General features: G+C 66.2%; 17 protein-coding genes. 14 read left to right on the top strand and 3 right to left on the bottom strand.

Annotated elements, in window-relative coordinates; all coding sequences use genetic code 11:
- Positions 1-78: 78 nt before the first annotated feature.
- Positions 79-618, bottom strand: coding sequence for an Lrp/AsnC family transcriptional regulator (locus tag C454_RS13620; protein ID WP_004976509.1), 540 nt, complete (start codon positions 616-618; stop codon positions 79-81).
- Positions 619-809: 191 nt separating this feature from the next.
- Here C454_RS13620 and C454_RS13615 point away from each other — a divergent pair, with 191 nt between their 5' ends.
- From C454_RS13615 to C454_RS13555, 13 genes are all read left to right on the top strand, one after another.
- Positions 810-1,292 (top strand): DUF7529 family protein, encoded by a 483-nt coding sequence (locus C454_RS13615; protein ID WP_004976508.1) that lies wholly within the window; start codon positions 810-812, stop codon positions 1,290-1,292.
- A gap of 303 nt (positions 1,293-1,595) precedes the next feature.
- Entirely contained in the window at positions 1,596-3,284 is a 1,689-nt protein-coding gene (locus C454_RS13610) for an ABC transporter substrate-binding protein (RefSeq protein ID WP_004976507.1), read from the top strand.
- A 51-nt stretch (positions 3,285-3,335) separates the two neighbouring features.
- Positions 3,336-4,355 carry an ABC transporter permease gene (locus C454_RS13605; RefSeq protein WP_004976506.1) on the top strand — a complete coding sequence of 340 codons (1,020 nt, stop codon included), beginning with the start codon at positions 3,336-3,338 and terminating at the stop codon, positions 4,353-4,355.
- Between the two features lie 2 nt (positions 4,356-4,357).
- Positions 4,358-5,263: an ABC transporter permease gene (locus C454_RS13600; RefSeq protein ID WP_004976505.1), complete on the top strand. Its 906-nt coding sequence runs from the start codon at positions 4,358-4,360 to the stop codon at positions 5,261-5,263.
- Position 5,264: 1 nt separating this feature from the next.
- The gene (locus C454_RS13595; protein ID WP_004976504.1) at positions 5,265-6,392 is read left to right on the top strand and encodes an ABC transporter ATP-binding protein; all 1,128 of its coding nucleotides are present in this window, start codon (positions 5,265-5,267) and stop codon (positions 6,390-6,392) included.
- The gene (locus tag C454_RS13590) at positions 6,389-7,453 is read left to right on the top strand and encodes an ABC transporter ATP-binding protein (protein WP_004976503.1); all 1,065 of its coding nucleotides are present in this window, start codon (positions 6,389-6,391) and stop codon (positions 7,451-7,453) included. Before C454_RS13595 ends, C454_RS13590 begins: the two co-directional genes overlap by 4 nt.
- The gene (locus C454_RS13585) at positions 7,450-7,812 is read left to right on the top strand and encodes a hypothetical protein (RefSeq protein ID WP_004976501.1); all 363 of its coding nucleotides are present in this window, start codon (positions 7,450-7,452) and stop codon (positions 7,810-7,812) included. Before C454_RS13590 ends, C454_RS13585 begins: the two co-directional genes overlap by 4 nt.
- Positions 7,809-8,978: a DUF917 domain-containing protein gene (locus C454_RS13580; protein WP_004976499.1), complete on the top strand. Its 1,170-nt coding sequence runs from the start codon at positions 7,809-7,811 to the stop codon at positions 8,976-8,978. The genes C454_RS13585 and C454_RS13580 overlap by 4 nt, the downstream gene beginning before the upstream one ends.
- An 8-nt stretch (positions 8,979-8,986) precedes the next feature.
- Positions 8,987-9,904 carry a DUF1177 domain-containing protein gene (locus C454_RS13575; protein WP_004976497.1) on the top strand — a complete coding sequence of 306 codons (918 nt, stop codon included), beginning with the start codon at positions 8,987-8,989 and terminating at the stop codon, positions 9,902-9,904.
- 1 nt (position 9,905) lies between these two features.
- Entirely contained in the window at positions 9,906-10,565 is a 660-nt protein-coding gene (locus C454_RS13570) for an AroM family protein (protein WP_004976495.1), read from the top strand.
- A 1-nt stretch (position 10,566) separates the two neighbouring features.
- Positions 10,567-11,514 (top strand): aminopeptidase, encoded by a 948-nt coding sequence (locus tag C454_RS13565; protein WP_004976494.1) that lies wholly within the window; start codon positions 10,567-10,569, stop codon positions 11,512-11,514.
- Entirely contained in the window at positions 11,511-12,434 is a 924-nt protein-coding gene (locus C454_RS13560) for a nitroreductase family protein (RefSeq protein WP_004976493.1), read from the top strand. The genes C454_RS13565 and C454_RS13560 overlap by 4 nt, the downstream gene beginning before the upstream one ends.
- Entirely contained in the window at positions 12,434-13,093 is a 660-nt protein-coding gene (locus tag C454_RS13555) for an aspartate/glutamate racemase family protein (protein WP_004976492.1), read from the top strand. The genes C454_RS13560 and C454_RS13555 overlap by 1 nt, the downstream gene beginning before the upstream one ends.
- Before the next feature lie 178 nt (positions 13,094-13,271).
- Here C454_RS13555 and C454_RS13550 read toward each other — a convergent pair whose 3' ends face one another.
- Positions 13,272-14,072: a TrmB family transcriptional regulator gene (locus C454_RS13550; RefSeq protein WP_008096652.1), complete on the bottom strand. Its 801-nt coding sequence runs from the start codon at positions 14,070-14,072 to the stop codon at positions 13,272-13,274.
- 385 nt (positions 14,073-14,457) lie between these two features.
- On the opposite strand from C454_RS13550, the gene C454_RS13545 reads away from it, so the two are divergent.
- A complete protein-coding gene (locus C454_RS13545) occupies positions 14,458-15,252 on the top strand; it encodes a TrmB family transcriptional regulator (protein WP_004976490.1) in 795 nt (264 codons plus the stop codon).
- 50 nt (positions 15,253-15,302) lie between these two features.
- On the opposite strand, the gene C454_RS20390 is transcribed toward C454_RS13545, so the two are convergent.
- Positions 15,303-15,629 carry a hypothetical protein gene (locus C454_RS20390; protein WP_152421548.1) on the bottom strand — a complete coding sequence of 109 codons (327 nt, stop codon included), beginning with the start codon at positions 15,627-15,629 and terminating at the stop codon, positions 15,303-15,305.
- Positions 15,630-15,921 lie beyond the last annotated feature (292 nt).

Here is a 15,921-nt window from a genome sequence, read left to right as displayed (position 1 = left end):
GTCGGTGCACCCGCGAGGACCGGCGGCTCTCGGACTGTACGTTCGACCTGACGCTCGCTCGCGGCGACTCCGACCCGGTTACGACGCGTCGGGTGCCTCTTCGCCCGGCCTGTAGAACGTCCGGTGGAACATCTTGTAGGAGTCGGTGATGGGGACGATGGTGTAGCTGTCGACCACGTCGCTGTCCTGCAGGAGTTCGCGGACGTAGCTGTTGATACTACTCAGAGAGGACTGCCAGACGCGAATCAGCAGGTCGTACTCGCCGATGCACTCCGCGACCTCGTAGACCAGCCCCTCGTCGAGGAGTCGCTCGATGAACGCCGTGATTTCGTCGTTCGTGGAGCCCTTGTCGTACGAGATGTGGACCTCGGCGTAGGGGTAGTCGGCCGCCCGAAAGACCAACAGCGCGAAGATTTCGAGGATGCCGTCCTCTTGGAGCATCTTGCGCCGCCGCCGCGCGGCCGTCCGAGAGAGTCCGACGCGGTCGGCGAGCTCCGTGTCCGAGATTCGCCCGTCCTTGTTCAGTTCGCGGAAGATGAGATAGTCCTTCTTGTCCATCCGGTCTTCGAGAAGTTCGACAACGCGCGGGTCCTCTATCCACTCCTGCGAATCGGGCATTGCTATTCTCACGGTTATACCGCTTAGCTTCATATATATGAATGTTTCTTCAAAATCTCCGAATCGGATACAATTTGTGAACGAATCGTTTACTCACAGTATGGCGGCCGACGACCGAGATCGCAGGCCGTCGGTGGAACGCGGATTTCTGCCCCAAACACTTTTACTCCGCGTTCACAGAGGGTGTCGGCATGGTACGCGGAAAAATCAACCGAACGAACAAGGCCCTCGCCGATTGGGCTGACATCCTCACCGAGATAGACGAGGTTTCGGCGGAACTCGAAGATTCGGGCTGGGAGACGCTCGTTCTTCATCCGGGAGACGTCGCCACGACGGACGCGGCGGCGGCCGCCGACGCCGGGTTTCGGCTCCTCGTCCCGGACTCGGAGCTCGAAGCGCTCTCTTCGACCGTTTCAGAGCCTGATGCGGCGTTCGAGCAGCTCGAAGTCTACCGCGCCCGCGACACGAACGTTCGAATCTTCGTCGTCGTCGTGAAATCGGAAGAAACGATGGAAGCGGTCCTCTATCCCGTGTTTTACGACCCGGACACCGACCGCTCGTTCGTCGAAACGCTTCGGACCGAACCCGAGATTCGGACGACGGTGAGCGACCTGGGGGACACCCGTCGTTGCTCGTTCCGACACACCGAACCCGCCTTGTTTCTCCCGGAGTAACTGTTCGCGGCGGCGTCGATTCCGTCTCGTTCTCGGCCGCGCTCGCCGCGACGTTCCCGTGATTGACGGCCGGCTACTGTCCACTACTACCACTATTGACTGTGTATCTCTGTCTTCAGATAACCGAGATAGATGAGAATCAGCTTCTATTTCTTTCTGGGGTGCGTATTCGTCCATATCTGTGTGTTCTCGGTTCTCTCCATAATTATTACAAAGTTATAATTAGATGAATCAACTTCTTTTATCGACGATATGTTCAATCACTAGGAAAGCTTTATACGAATAGGGTATCCACAACTCTCCATGCCAACCGGCAACATAGAACGCAGAAAACTCCTGAAACTCATGGGTGCGGGAGCGACGAGCGTCGCACTCGCGGGTTGTCAGGGGACCCAGCAGACCGAGACCACCGAGGGCAGTTCGGGTGGCGACTCGACGACGACCGAACAGACGAGCGACGGCGGAAGCGGCGCGAGCGGCGGTAACGACTTCCACTTCGTCGCCGGGCAGGTCTTCGGGACGCTCGACCCCGCAGAGCAGGTCGACTACACGCAGGGGCTCGCGGCGCAGAACCTCTACGACGAACTCATCACGGTCGACGCCGAGACGCTCCAGCCGACGGCGCACATCGCCGAGAGCTGGGACACCGAAGACGAGGGGAAGACGTGGGTGTTCACCGTCCGCGACGACGTGACGTTCTCCGACGGCACGCCGCTGACCGCCGACGACGTGGCGTACTCGCTCACCCGGATGCTGGAGCTCCAGCGCGGGTACTCGTCGTTCTGGCTCGACTACCTCGACCCCTCGAACATCACCGTCCGCGACGAGCGGACGGTCGCCTTCGAGTTCAATCAGGCGTACGGCCCGGCGCTGGCGACGTTCGTCCAGTTCTACATCGTCAACAGCACCGTCGTCCAGGAGAACGAGACCGACGGCGACTACGGCAACGCCTACCTCCAGAACAACTCCGCCGGCTCCGGCGCGTACGTCCTCGACAACTGGGAGCAGGGCAACTCCATCGAGGCGTCGGCCTACGAGGACTACTGGAAGGGCTGGAGCGAGGACAGTTTCGACACGTTCCGCTCGACGGTCATCACCGAGGAGTCCACCATCAAGACGACGATGCAGCAGGGCGAAGGCGACATGACCGACCAGTACATGGGCACGCAGGCGTACGCCGAGATGGACTCGTACGCCAACGTCCGCGTCCCCGAGGTGCCGCAGCTGCAGTTGTTCCACTTCCCGCTGAACTGCCAGAAGGCACCGACCGACGACATCAACGTCCGGAAGGCCATCGCCTACGCGTTCGACTACGACAGCGCCGTCAACGACATCATCGGCGGCGGCGTCGTCGCGGCCGGGCCGGTCCCCCGGGAGATGGCGGGCCACAACGGCGACCTCGTCCCGATGGAACAGGACCTCGACAAGGCCAAGGAGTTCCTCGACAAGGCGGACTACTCCGTCGACGAAATCAACGAAATCGGCCTCGAACACGTCGTCGTCGCCGGGACCGAACTCCAGCGCCAGATGGGGCTTCTCAACCAGGCCGGGCTGAGCGAACTCGGCATCGACCTCGAAATCAACCCGCTGCAGTGGGCCCGCCTCACCGACCGCGCGACGAGCGCCGAGTCGACCGCCCACATGACGAACATCTTCCACACGGCGAAGATGCCGTCGCCGGACAGCCACACCTACCTGATGTACCACCCCTCCTCGTTCGGGTCGTACATCTCCCAGTCGTGGTACTCCACCGACGAAATCGCGGCCACCCTCGAAGAGGCGCGCCAGACCTCCGACCTCCAGTCGCGGCTGGAGAAGTACGAGGAGGCGCAGGCGCTCATCGTCGAGGGCATGCCGAGCGTCTACATCGCCAACCCGCCGTACCGCATCGGCATCAACGAGAACGTCGAGGGCTGGCAGTACCGCGGCGTGATGTCGTTCGACTGGGACGTCCACTCCATGACTCGCAGCGGCGAGGGCCGGGCGAAGTAGTCGCCCGACGACTTTCGACGCCCCGCTTCGGGCCGTCTTTCCAACTCACCAATGTCATACGTAGATTACCTCGTTCGGCGCGCAATCCACTCGGTCCCCGTCATCTTCGGGCTGTCAGTGCTCATCTTCCTGATATCCCGCGTGATTCCGGGCGACCCCGTTCGGTTGGCGCTCGGACCGGAAGCAACGGAACAGCAAGTCGCGACACTGCGGGCCGAGATGGGCCTCGACCAGCCGCTGCCGATGCAGTACGCCGACTGGCTGTTCGGCGTCGTGCAGGGCGACTGGGGGATGTCGCTTCGGACGAACAACAACGTCTTTTCGGACATCGTCGCCCGCCTGCCCGCGACGCTCGAACTGACCGTCGTCACGCTGTTTTTCGCCGTGCTACTGGCGATTCCGTTCGGCGTCGTCGCCGGAACCAACAAGGACCGTTGGCAGGACCACCTCTCGCGTATCACCGCCCTGTTCGGCGTGTCGATGCCGCGGTTTTGGGTCGCAATCGTCCTGCAAATCGTCTTCGTCGTCAGCCTCGGGCTGTTGCCCCTCTCGGGGCGGCTCAGCGACGGCGTCGCTCCCCCGCCGGCGGTCACGAACCTGTATCTGGTCGACAGCCTCATCGCCGGCCAGTTCGGGACGTTCCTCGACGCGGCCACGCACCTCCTGTTGCCGACCGTCGCGCTCGGCCTCGCCACGCTGGCGCAGGTGATGCGGCTCATCCGTTCGGACATGATCGACGAGCAGCGCAAGGACTACGTCCTCGCCGCCCGGGCCTACGGCCTTCCGAACACCCTCATCGAATACAAGTACATGCTGCAAAACGCCTTTACGAGTTCACTCACGGTGGTCGGCCTCGCCTTCGGGTTCCTCCTCGGGAACGCGTTCCTCGTGGAAATCGTCTTCGCGTGGCCGGGGATGGCGCGCTACGGCGTCCAGGCCATCCTCTATCAGGACTTCAACGCCATCGTCGGCGTCACCATCGTGGTCGGTATCGGCTTCGTGACCGCCAACTTCGTGGTCGACCTGTTGTACGGCTACCTCGACCCGCGGGTGCGGCTGGAGGAGGGATAGCCGTGTCCACGAAGACCTCGCTCCCGTTTTTCGACACCGAGAGCGCCGCCCGAAAAGAGCGGATTCGACAGCTCAAACGCGGCTTTCGGACCTTCGCGGGCAACAAGCTCTCGCTCGTCGGGCTGGCGATGATTCTGACGCTCGTCGTCGCGGCGCTCCTCGCGCCGTACATCGCGCCGTTCCCCGAACACGCCGGCGCGGGCGTCTACTTCGACCAGGCGAGCGAGCCGCCGAGCGCGACGCACCTGATGGGCACCGACACGACCGGCCGCGACATCTTCAGCCGCGTTCTGTTCGGGGCGCGCCTGTCGCTCCTGATGAGCGGCATCGTCCTCTCTATCGCCATCTCCATCGGCGTGACGCTCGGGCTCATCGCGGGCTACCTCGGCGGGACGACGAACACCGTCATCATGCGGGTGACGGACATCTTCCTCGCCATCCCGCCCACGCTCCTCGCCATGGCGGTGGTCGCCGCGACCGGCGCGTCGCTGTTCAACGTCATGGTCGCCATCGCCTTCTCGTGGTGGTCGTGGTACGCCCGCCTCGTGCAGGGCGAGGTGCTCTCGATAAAGGAAGACGAGTTCATCGAGTCGAGCCGGGCGCTCGGGTCGGGGTGGGTGCGGACGACGTTCAAGGAGATTCTCCCGAACGTCGTCAGCCCCATCACGGTCAAGGCGACCCTCGACATGGGCTTCGTCATCCTCGTCGGCGCGGGCCTGTCGTTCCTCGGCCTCGGCGCGCAGCCGCCGACGCCGACGTGGGGCGCGATGATTGCGCAGGGCCGCAACTACGTCACGAGCTTCTGGTGGATCGCCGTGTTCCCGGGGCTGGCGATTTCGTTCGCCGTCCTCGGGTTCAACTTCATCGGCGACGGCCTGCGCGACGTGCTCGACGTGGAGGTGGACTGAGATGGCGGACCCCATCTTAGAGGTCAAGAACCTCCACGTCCACTTCGAGACCCACGACGGGACGGCCGAGGTGATAAACGGCATCGACTTCAGCATCGACCGCGGCGAGACCGCGGCGCTCGTCGGCGAGACGGGCTGCGGCAAGAGCGTCACCGTGAAATCCATCATGGGACTTCTCCCCTCGGCGACCATCCCCGAGGGCGAGATTCGCTACAAGGGCGAGGACGTGCTCTCGCTCTCCGACGCCGAGCGCCACTCGCGGCGCGGCAAGGAGATGAGCATGATAATGCAGGACCCGATGACGAGTCTCAACCCCGTCTTGACGGTCGGCGAGCAGATGATGGACGTGCTGAAGTGGCAGGGGCGACCGCGCCTGTCGCTGTCGAAGCTCGTCCGCGACGCGCTGTCGACCGGCGCGAAGGCCGAACACAGGAAACGGGCCATCGAGATGCTCGGCGAGGTCGAAATCTCGGCGCCCGAGCGCGTCTTCGAGAGCTACCCGGTCGAGCTCTCCGGGGGGATGCGCCAGCGCGTCCTCATCGCCATCGCGCTCCTGTCGGAGCCGGACCTGCTCATCGCCGACGAACCGGGGACCGCCCTCGACGTGACGACCGAGGCGAAGGTGCTCGACCTCCTCGACGAACTCGTCGAGGAACGCGACACGAGCGTCCTCTACATCACCCACGACCTCGGGGTCGCCCGCGAGGTCAGCGACCGAATCAACGTGATGTACGCGGGCGAAATCGTCGAGCAAGCGCCGACCGTCGACCTGTTCGCGAACCCCCAGCACCCCTACACCCGCGGGCTGTTGGAGAGCATCCCGACGCTCTCGACCGGCATCGGCGACGGCATCGAGGGGCACCTGCCCGACTACACGAACCCGCCGGCCGGCTGTCGGTTCGCCGACCGCTGTCCGCACGCCGAGGCGGCCTGCCACGAGGCGTACCCGTACCCGCGGCGGACCGGTCCCGACCACGCGACCGCGTGTCACCTGTTCGACGGGCTCCCGGCCCGCGAGCGTCACGAATCGCTCGCCGCCGACCCGGTCGACATCGGCACCGCGCCGTGGCTGGCCGGCGGCGGCGACGCCCCCGGCGACATCTCCGCCGACGGGGGGACGGACCAATGAACGACTCAGCGTACACGACCGAATCGACGGCGGCGGCACAGCGCGACCGGGACCTCGACGACCCGATGGTCACGGTCGAGAACCTCAAGAAACACTTCCCGCTGTTCGAGGGCATCTTCCAGAAGAAGGCGGGGGAGGTCCGCGCCGTCGACGGCGTGAGCTTCTCCATCGCGGAGGGCGAGACGTTCGGACTCGTCGGCGAATCGGGCTCCGGCAAGACGACGACCGGCCGGTCGATGCTCCGCCTGACGGAGCCGACAAGCGGGCGGGTCGAAATCGACGGCCAGAACGTCGTCGACCTCTCCGACGGCGAGCTCAAGCGGTTCCGCCGGAACATGCAAATCGTCCACCAGGACCCGGCGTCGAGCCTCAATCCGCGACACCGCGTCAAGTCGATTATCGAGGCCCCCCTGAAGATTCACGACTACGGCGACTCCGAGGCCCGGCTCGAACGGGTCGAGGAACTCTTGGACATGGTGGACCTCCCTCGGGAGTTCATGTACCGCTACCCCGGACAGCTCTCGGGCGGCCAGAAACAGCGCGTCGGAATCGCCCGCGCCGTGGCGCTCAACCCGAAGTTCGTCGTCCTCGACGAGCCGACGAGCGCGCTCGACGTGAGCGTGCAGGCCCGCATCATCAACATCCTCGAGGAGATACAGGAGGAGTTCGGCATCACCTACCTGTTCATCACCCACGACCTCTCGCTCCTGAAGAACGTCGCCGACCGCATCGGCGTCATGTACCTCGGTCGGCTCGTCGAGGTCGGCGACGTGGACTCGGTGTTCGGGTCGCCGCAACACCCCTACAGCCGGGCGCTCCTCTCCGCCATCTCGACCATCAGCGAGGAGGACGAACTGGCGAAGCCCGACCGAATCACGCTCGACGGCGAGGTGCCGGACCCGCGGGAGAAGCCGAGCGGCTGCGCCTTCCGCTCGCGCTGCGCCCACGAGTTCGACGCCTGCGCGGTCGAGGAGCCCGAACTGTACGAGCGCGGCCCGGACCAGGTCGCCCGGTGTTTCCTCCACGACGACCGGTTCGAGGAGGGCGCGGAGTGGGAATGACCGCAGAGCGCGCAGCGCGCCTCGCCGCCCTCCGGCGGGCGCGACGGAACCGCCCGTGGACCGACGAACTCCTCCGGTCGTGCGCGTCGGACCCGGCGGCGTTCAAGACCGCCCAGCCGGCGTGTTCGGCCTGCGACCGGCCGTGCCGCGACGACGAGGTCTGCGCCACGGCGGTGGCGAAGTCCGACGGGCTGTTCGAATCGATGGGCCGCGACCAGACGTACCACCTGCTCGCGGCGGGCATGAAGCGACTCCGGGCGCGGGGGACCGCGACGCTTCGCAACGCCGACAGACAGCGGCCGAACGCCTTCCTCAGCGTGACGGCCGACGACGCAGACTCCCCCGAGGCACCCCAATGACGACAGACGACACGCGGACACAGACGGACGGAACGCAGCGCGCGGCAAGAGACGACGCCGCGCCGACAGACGAGACACGACCCGAGCCGACGGGCGGCGAGCGGACGATAACGGCCGAATGGGTCGAAGACGTCGCGGTCGGCGGCGCGGTCCTCGGCGGCGGGGGCGGCGGCTCGCTGGCCAAGGGCATCGAGTTCGGCGAACTCGCCGTCGAGTACGGCCGGCCGACAATCGTCTCGGTCGCCGACCTCGACCCGACGGACGTGGTGTTGACCGTCAGCGGCGTGGGCGCGCCCGCCGCGACCGACAGCCACGTCGACCCCGCGGACTACGTGCGCGCGGTGGAACTGTTGGTGGACAGACTCGCGGCCGACGGAACGACCGTCGGCGCGCTGATGACGAACGAGATGGGCGGGTTCGCCACGGTAAACGGGCTGCTCCAGTCCGCCGTGACGGGCCTCCCGCTCGTCGATGCCGCCTGCAACGGGCGGGCGCACCCGACCGGGCCGATGGGCTCTATCGGGCTGTCGCAGGACTCCGAGTCGGTGCAGGCGGCGGTCGGCGGCGTGCCGGGCACCGCGGCCCGACTGGAGACGGTCGTCGAGGCCGAACTCGGCACGGCGGCGTCGCTCGTCCGGCACGCGGCCGAAGACGCCGGCGGCCTCGTCGCGGTCGCCCGCAACCCGGTTCCCGCGAGCTACGCCGAGGCGCACGCGGCGCTCGACACGTACGACCAGGCCGAGGCGGTCGGTCGCGCGGTCAGGCTCGCGGACGACGGCCGCGACGCCGCCGAACGCGTCGCCGACGCCGTCGGCGGCGAGGTCTCGCTCGTCGGTCCCGTCGAGTCGTTCGCGCTCGAAACGACCGGGGGATTCGACGTGGGTGAGGTCGAAATCGAGGGCCGCGAACTCACCTTCTGGAACGAGTACATGACGCTCGAACTCGACGGCGAGCGCCTCGCGACGTTCCCGGACCTCATCACGACGCTCGACGCCGAGACGGGGATGCCCGTCTCGACGGCGGAACTCGCGGAGGGCCGGTCGGTTGCGGTCGTCGTCGCGCCCGCGGCGAACCTCTCTCTGGGCGCGGGGATGGCCGACCCGGCGCTCTTCGACCCGGTGGAACAGGCGGTCGGAAAAGCGGTCAAATCACACGTATTCAACTAACGCAACTCATGTTCGACAAGATTCAGCAAGCATACGACATCCTCAGCCGTCCCGACGCGGACGGCGAACTGGTACGCGACGCACTCGAAACGTACGGTCTCGACACGGAAGTGACGACCATCTCGACCGACGAGGGGTCGACCGACTTCGTCAAGACGGTCGTCCCCGGGGCCGACCCGGACGCGCCGACGCTCGGCGTCATCGGTCGCCTCGGCGGGGTCGCCGCCCGGCCGGCCGAACTCGGACCGGTCTCCGACGCCGACGGGGCCATCGTGGCCCTCGCGGTCGCGCTCCACCTCGGCGAGATGCGCGCCCGCGGCGACGTGCTCGCCGGCGACGTTCGCATCGCCACGCACGTCTGTCCCGACGCGCCGACCTCCCCCCACGACCCGGTGCCCTTCATGGGCAGTCCGGTCGATACGAGCACCATGAACGAACACGAGGTGGACGAGGAGATGGACGCCGTCGTCTCCGTCGACGCCACGAAGGGCAACCGCGTCCACTGCGAGCGCGGCTTCGCCATCACGCCGACCGTCAAGGAGGGGTGGGTGCTGAAGGTGAGCGACAGCCTCCTCGACATCCAAGAGCGGTCGACCGGCCGCCCGCCGAGCACGCTCACGCTCACGATGCAGGACATCACCCCCTACGGCAACGACGTCCACCACATCAACAGCATCCTCCAGCCGGCGACGGCGACCGACGCGCCCGTCGTGGGCGTGGCGACGACGAGCGTCTCGCCCGTCCCCGGCTGCGGGACCGGCGCGAACTACCTCACCGACCTGCTCGACGCGACCGGGTTCGTCGTCGAGACGGCCAAGGACTTCACCCGCGGCCGCGCGTCGTTCTACGACGAGACCGAGTACGACCGACTCACGTCGCTGTACGGTTCGATGGGGCGCCTCCAGACGCTGGGCGAGGGCGTCTGAGATGTCGACGCTCGGACTCGTGACCATCGGACAGGCACCCCGGAGCGACGTGACGCCCGACATCGCGGCGGCGCTCCCGCCCGAGGTGGACATCGTCGAGGTCGGCGCGCTCGACCGGTTCGACTCGGCGGCCGAGGTCGAAGCGGCGGTCGGCCCGCGAGAGGGAGAGCCGGTGTACGTCTCCCGACTCGCCGACGGGACGCCCGTCACCGTCGACCGCGAGTCGGTCGTCGAACTCCTCCGCGAACGCATCCGCGCCCTCGAATCGGAGGTCACGGCCATCGGCGTCCTCTGTACGGGCCACTTCCCGCCGTTCGACGCCAGCGTTCCCGTCTTCGAGCCGAGCGACCTGCTTTCGGCGTGGGTCTCGACCATCCTCGACGGCGGGACCCTCGGCGTCATCATGCCCAAGGAGGAACAGGAGGCCATGACGTTCGAGAAGTGGGCCGACTACGACCTCGTCACCGCCGCGGGGTCGCCGTACGCCGACGAGGACGAGGTGTCCGCGGCCGCCGCCGAAATCGGCACCGACGCCGACCTCATCGTGATGGACTGCATGGGCTACACGCCCGAGATGAAAGGGACCGTCCGCGAGATTACGGACACGAGCGTCCTGCTCGGGCGGTCGGTGCTGGCGAAGACCGCGGAGGAGGTGCTCTGACGTGGCCGACCACCGCGCCGTGGCGAAGCGACTCCTCGCCGAGAACATGAACGCCCATCCCGGGGAGACGCTCCTCGTCGTGACCGACACCGACACGAACCACATCGGACGGGCGCTGTTCGATGCGGGGGTCGAACTCGGGCTGGAGTCCGGCCTGTTCGAGATTCCGCCGATGGAGCGAAACGGGATGGAGCCGCCCGAGTCGGTCGCCCGCGCGATGGAGTCGGCCGACATCGTGGTCTGTCCGACCAGCGCGTCGCTGACGCACACGCGGGCGCGGGAGGCCGCGACCGAGGCCGGCGCGCGCGTCGCCACGATGCCCGGCATCACGGACCAGATGTTCGGCGCGGGCGCGATTACGGCCGACTACGAGGAGGTCGAGCGCCTGACGGCGGCGCTCACGGAGAAGCTCACCGCGGCCGACGAGGCCCGCATCGAGGCCGGCGGCGCGTCGGCGACGATGTCGCTTTCGGGCCGCGACGGCATCCCGAGCGACGGCATCATCGCCGACTCCGGCGACTCCGGCAACCTCCCGTCCGGCGAGAGCTACATCGCGCCGGTCGAGGGAACGGCGACCGGCGCGCTCGTCTTCGACGGCGGCCTCGCGTGCGTCGGCGTCCTCGACGAGCCGCTGACGGTCGAACTCGACGAGGGGCGCATCACGGCCGTCGAGGGCGCGGCCGCCGACGAGTTCCTCGACGCGACGAGCGGCGACGACTGCGCCCGGCGAGTGTGCGAACTCGGCCTCGGGACGAACCCGGCGGCGAGCATCATCGGAACCGTCCTCGAAGACGAGAAGGTGTACGGCACCTGCCACGTCGCCTTCGGCGACAACCTCGGCTTCGGCGGGACCATCGACTGCGACTCGCACCTCGACGGCGTCATCCTCGAACCGACGGTCTCGCTCGACGGCGAGGTCGTCGTCGCCGACGGCGAGGTGCTCGTGTGAGCGACCGCACGCCCGCAGGCGGTGACCGCGCCGGCACGGACCGCACGAGCCGCACAGACCGGCCCGCGCTCGCCGCGGCGGTCGCCGAGGTGCCGGACCTCGCCCCGTGGCTGGCGCGTCGCGCGACGGTCCGCCAGTTCGACACCGACGCCGAAATCCCCGACGACGAGGTCCGCGCGATGGTCGACGCCGGGCGGAAGGCCCCGACCAGCGGAACGACCCAGATGTACAGCTTCGTCTGGATACGCGACCCCGACCGCCGCGAGCGGATTCACGAGCTGTGTAGCCGCGGCACCGTGCAGGTCGAGGAGGCGAGCCACTTCCTCCTCGTCTGCATCGACCTCCGCCGGATTCGACTGCTGTTGGAGCACCGCGACCGCGAGTTCCGGACGGCGCCCGCGATGGGGCTGCTGGAGGGAGCGATAGACGCCTCGCTGGCCGCGATGGGCGTGATGCTGGCCGCAGAAAGCCGCGGTTACGGCGTCTGTCCCATCGGCAACATCCTGAACAACCTCACCGCGGTCGCCGCGACGACCGACCTCCCCTCGGGCGTCCTGCCGATTTTCGGCCTCTGTCTCGGCGTCCCGCGCCACGGCGAGGCGACCGAGCACGCCCCGCGGGTCCCGCTCGACGCGGTCCTCCACGAGGGCGGCTACCGCGACGCCACCGACGACCAGCTCGACGCCTGTTACGACGCGATGAACGAGATGTACGGCGACAGCGTCTACGGCGACGACCGCCGCGAGTGGCAGGAGACGCTCGAACGCTACTGGGGGCCGAACGGCTTCATGAACCGCCGCGAGGGCGAACTGCTCGACGCGCTCCGCCAGCAGGGGTTCTTCGAGGCCCGCGGTATCGACGAACCGGCGGATACGGACGCCGGCACGGACGCCGATCGGAACACCGGAGGTGCTGTCTGATGGTCGAACTCGGCGTCCTCCGCGTGCTCACGCTCGACGACCCCGAGGAAGTCGCCCTCCACGGACGGCTCATCGAACGGCACTACCCGCACGTCTCGACGCTGTCGCGGTGTATCCCCGACCACCCCGACGGGATTCCGAACGCGGCCGCCGAGGCCGACGCCCTCCCGCACATCGAGGCGCTCGGCCGCGAGATGGCGACCGAGGTCGACGCGCTCTGCATCAGTTGCGCGCTCGACCCCGGCGTGGAGGCGCTCGGCGACGCGCTCGACGTCCCGGTCGTCGGCGCGGGCGCGAGCGTGGCGGCCGTCGCGTCCGCCCGCGACGAGCGCGTCGGGACGCTCGGCCTCGAAAACGGGGCCGGGTCGAGCATCCGACATCTGCTCGGCGACCGGCTCGCGGCCGAGGAGGTCGTCGAGGGTGCGGCGACGACGAACTACCTCACGACCGACGAGGGTCGGGCGGCGATTCGTGCGGCGGTCGACCGCCTCGTCGAGGCCGGCTGCGACGTCGTCGCGCCGAGCTGTACCGGCATCTCCTCTTCGGGCGCGATTCCCGACGTGCGGGCCGACGTTCCGATACCCATCGTCGACCCTGTCGTGGCGATGGGCGCGGTGGCGACGACCGCGGTCGCGCCGCCGCGTCCACTACGGCAGTAGGTTGCCGGACCCGCCCCGATGGCATTCCGCGCCGCTCGCGCCGCGCTCGGGGCGACTCGCGCGAGCGTTTTTCTCGACAGTCGTCGGCCGATTGTAACGGGTCGCAGTAAGGAGTCCCAGGCTTCGAAGGCTTCTATCCCCGTGTTTCGAGTCGCCCACGGCTCCGGAGCCGTCCGCCTCAGTCGGCAGGGTCAGCGTTTTCGAGCCGCCACGTGAATATCGCACGGAGCACCGCGACGAGGCTGTTCGTCTCGCCCACACCCCAAATCGCCGTCTCCGAGCGAGGGTCGGACGGAGTCGCGTCCCTGCCGTTGACGAGCACGCTCGCGAGCGTTTGATTCCCGTCGACCATCATGAGGCGTCCCGCGGGCGTGTCCGACCACATCCAGAGCGTGTCGAACAGCTCCGCGTCGGGGATTTCGTCGCGAATCATCCCCTGAACGTCCGGCGAGATTCCCGCCACCCGAATCGAGACGCCCCGGCGTGCCGCCTCCCCCAGCGCCTCGACGATGTCCTCGGTGAGCAGTCCCTCGACGGTCATGTAGACGATTTCGTCCTCCGCGCCGCCGATAAATTCGAGGACACGGTCCGTGACGGCAGGCTGGCCTTCAACCGTCCAGACGCCACGCTGTTCCTGCTTGCGCTGGGTAGTTCCGAGTTCCTGAAGCGCCGTCGTCAGAAGGGAGGTCCGCTGTCTCATCTCCTGTTCGAACTTCTGGCACGTCGTCTCCGCGGATACCACCCAGAACTTCTTCGGTGAGGACTGTTGGATGTCGACGAGTCCCCGCTCGCGTAACTCGTCGACCGCGTCGTACACCCGAGTTCGTGGGACTTCGGAGACCTTGCTAATCTCCGTTGCCGTGCCGGTACCGAGGCTGGTGAGTGCGACGAAGGTCCGTGCGGCGTACGTGCTGAGGCCGAGTTGTTTCAATTGTTCGATTGCGACAGAACGGAAGTCGTCGCCCGAATCAGTACTCATAATGGGTGCCTCGATGTCTGCGAAACTCAGCCACGACGAGTGGCTGAGGCGGCACGTGTCAGTTGTGGTTGGGACACAGTACTCCACTGTGTGCCGCAGTCGCGATTCGTCCCGGCGCCGTATAGTTGTTTGTGATTATCTGAGTGAATTCATCACGTGTCGATTATCCGCGCGTAACGTACGAAAACTATGGAAAATCACCCTGTCACTAAGAATATAACAACACCGTGTTCAGAACTACCGTGAAAACACTGCTTTAACCCCGAATTAACTCAGTTGGCTAACCTTGCCGAAACGTATTCACTCGAAAAGTAACAATTGTTATCCGTTCGCCGATACAAGCGTTCGTGAGGAGACGGGACGCCTCGGAGTTCGGTTGAGACATATGAGCACGGGAGATTCACAAGAGGACGCTATCGACGTACTTCAGCAACTCGGACTCAAAGAGTACGAGGCAAAGTGTTTCGTCGGTCTCACTCGCGTCTCGACGGGCACGGCGAAGCAACTCAGCGAGATTACCGACGTACCGCGGACTCGCGTGTACGACGCGGTTCGCGTGCTGGAGGCGCAGGGACTCGTCGAAGTCCAGCACTCGAGTCCGCAGCGGTTCCGGGCCGTCCCGCTCGTGGAGGCGACCGAGACGCTCCGTGCGCAGTATCAAAACCGAATCGACCGGCTCACGAACGCGCTGGAACGGACCGACAGAATCGACTCGGACGAACAGGGCTCGGTTCAGGAAGTCTGGGCGATGTCCGGGACCGAGGGCATCGCGAACCGGACGCACAAGCTCATCGACGACGCGGACGACGAAATCGTGCTCGTCCTCGGCGACGACTCGCTTCTGACCGACCGGTTCGTCGATGACCTGAACGCCCGAGCCGAGGATGTGGACGTGCTCATCGGGGCGGCGACCGAATCCCTGCGACAGCAGGTGCGGGCGGCCGTCCCGAGCGCGACGACGTTCGTCTCCGGTCTCGAATGGCTCCGCGGCGAGAACACCGCCGAGAACCTCGCTATCGGCCGGCTCTTACTCGTCGACCGCTCGTCGATTCTCGTCAGCACCATCGTTCCCGCCACCGGCGAAGAACACGCGATTTTCGGCAGTGGATTCCAGAACGGGCTCATCGTCATCTCGCGCCGGTTGCTGTCCCAAGGATTGCTCGGCCGCGACTCGGAGTAATCCGCTAGCGGCGCTGCCGTTCGTTCGCACGTCGGTTCGCTCGACGACGCCTACAGTACGTCGCCCGGCAGTTTCTTTCGGTGGTCGTCGATGACGCGCAACAGCGGTTCGATATCGTCGAAGCGCGGACCTCTGCGGATGTCGTACCAGTTCCCGTTCGGCTCGATGAGGCCCATCCGTTCGAGCTTCGGGAGGTGCACGTGGTACATCTGTAGTTTTAGTTCCCGCACGTCGGTTCCCGGAGGTGTGTGGTCAGCGTCGAACGCGGTGCTGTCGGGCCCCGCTCTGAGAAGCGTGAGAAGCAGTAGACGCCGTTCGACGTGTTGAATAGCCGCAAGTTGCGTGTCAAACGAGAGTGCCGTTGCTCCATCTTCCATGGTGCATGCGAATACAGCGGCGGTATTGTTCAATGCCGCACAAATTCACGTGGTAGTTTTTTTTTTATTATCCGAGTGAAGTTCGGGTATCTCAGTGCGGTTGGACTCCTTTCGAGGACCCGAAACCGGCCGCCTCCGGCCAGCCACCCGCTTTCACCTCCGCTTGGGCGGCCGAGTGGCGGGAGGAGGTCGCGCCGAGCGCCACAACCTGTCACCCGCCTTTCTAGTTGTGTTTTACTGATAGTCTACCTACCAATAGTGAGCCATACCGAGAATTATTCATAAAGTAAAA

Origin of the sequence: Haloferax gibbonsii ATCC 33959 (assembly GCF_000336775.1) — an archaeon.
Lineage (GTDB): Archaea > Halobacteriota > Halobacteria > Halobacteriales > Haloferacaceae > Haloferax > Haloferax gibbonsii.
This window is presented reverse-complemented; position numbering and strand designations above follow the sequence as displayed.

Coding starts and splice junctions, on each gene's coding strand:
- C454_RS13620 (WP_004976509.1), bottom strand. CDS start 618: ATGCCCGATTCGCAGGAGTGGATAGAGGACCCGCGCGTTGTCGAACTT.
- C454_RS13610 (WP_004976507.1), top strand. CDS start 1,596: ATGCCAACCGGCAACATAGAACGCAGAAAACTCCTGAAACTCATGGGT.
- C454_RS13615 (WP_004976508.1), top strand. CDS start 810: ATGGTACGCGGAAAAATCAACCGAACGAACAAGGCCCTCGCCGATTGG.
- C454_RS13550 (WP_008096652.1), bottom strand. CDS start 14,072: ATGAGTACTGATTCGGGCGACGACTTCCGTTCTGTCGCAATCGAACAA.
- C454_RS13555 (WP_004976492.1), top strand. CDS start 12,434: ATGGTCGAACTCGGCGTCCTCCGCGTGCTCACGCTCGACGACCCCGAG.
- C454_RS13570 (WP_004976495.1), top strand. CDS start 9,906: ATGTCGACGCTCGGACTCGTGACCATCGGACAGGCACCCCGGAGCGAC.
- C454_RS20390 (WP_152421548.1), bottom strand. CDS start 15,629: ATGGAAGATGGAGCAACGGCACTCTCGTTTGACACGCAACTTGCGGCT.
- C454_RS13585 (WP_004976501.1), top strand. CDS start 7,450: ATGACCGCAGAGCGCGCAGCGCGCCTCGCCGCCCTCCGGCGGGCGCGA.
- C454_RS13575 (WP_004976497.1), top strand. CDS start 8,987: ATGTTCGACAAGATTCAGCAAGCATACGACATCCTCAGCCGTCCCGAC.
- C454_RS13595 (WP_004976504.1), top strand. CDS start 5,265: ATGGCGGACCCCATCTTAGAGGTCAAGAACCTCCACGTCCACTTCGAG.
- C454_RS13545 (WP_004976490.1), top strand. CDS start 14,458: ATGAGCACGGGAGATTCACAAGAGGACGCTATCGACGTACTTCAGCAA.
- C454_RS13590 (WP_004976503.1), top strand. CDS start 6,389: ATGAACGACTCAGCGTACACGACCGAATCGACGGCGGCGGCACAGCGC.
- C454_RS13580 (WP_004976499.1), top strand. CDS start 7,809: ATGACGACAGACGACACGCGGACACAGACGGACGGAACGCAGCGCGCG.
- C454_RS13605 (WP_004976506.1), top strand. CDS start 3,336: ATGTCATACGTAGATTACCTCGTTCGGCGCGCAATCCACTCGGTCCCC.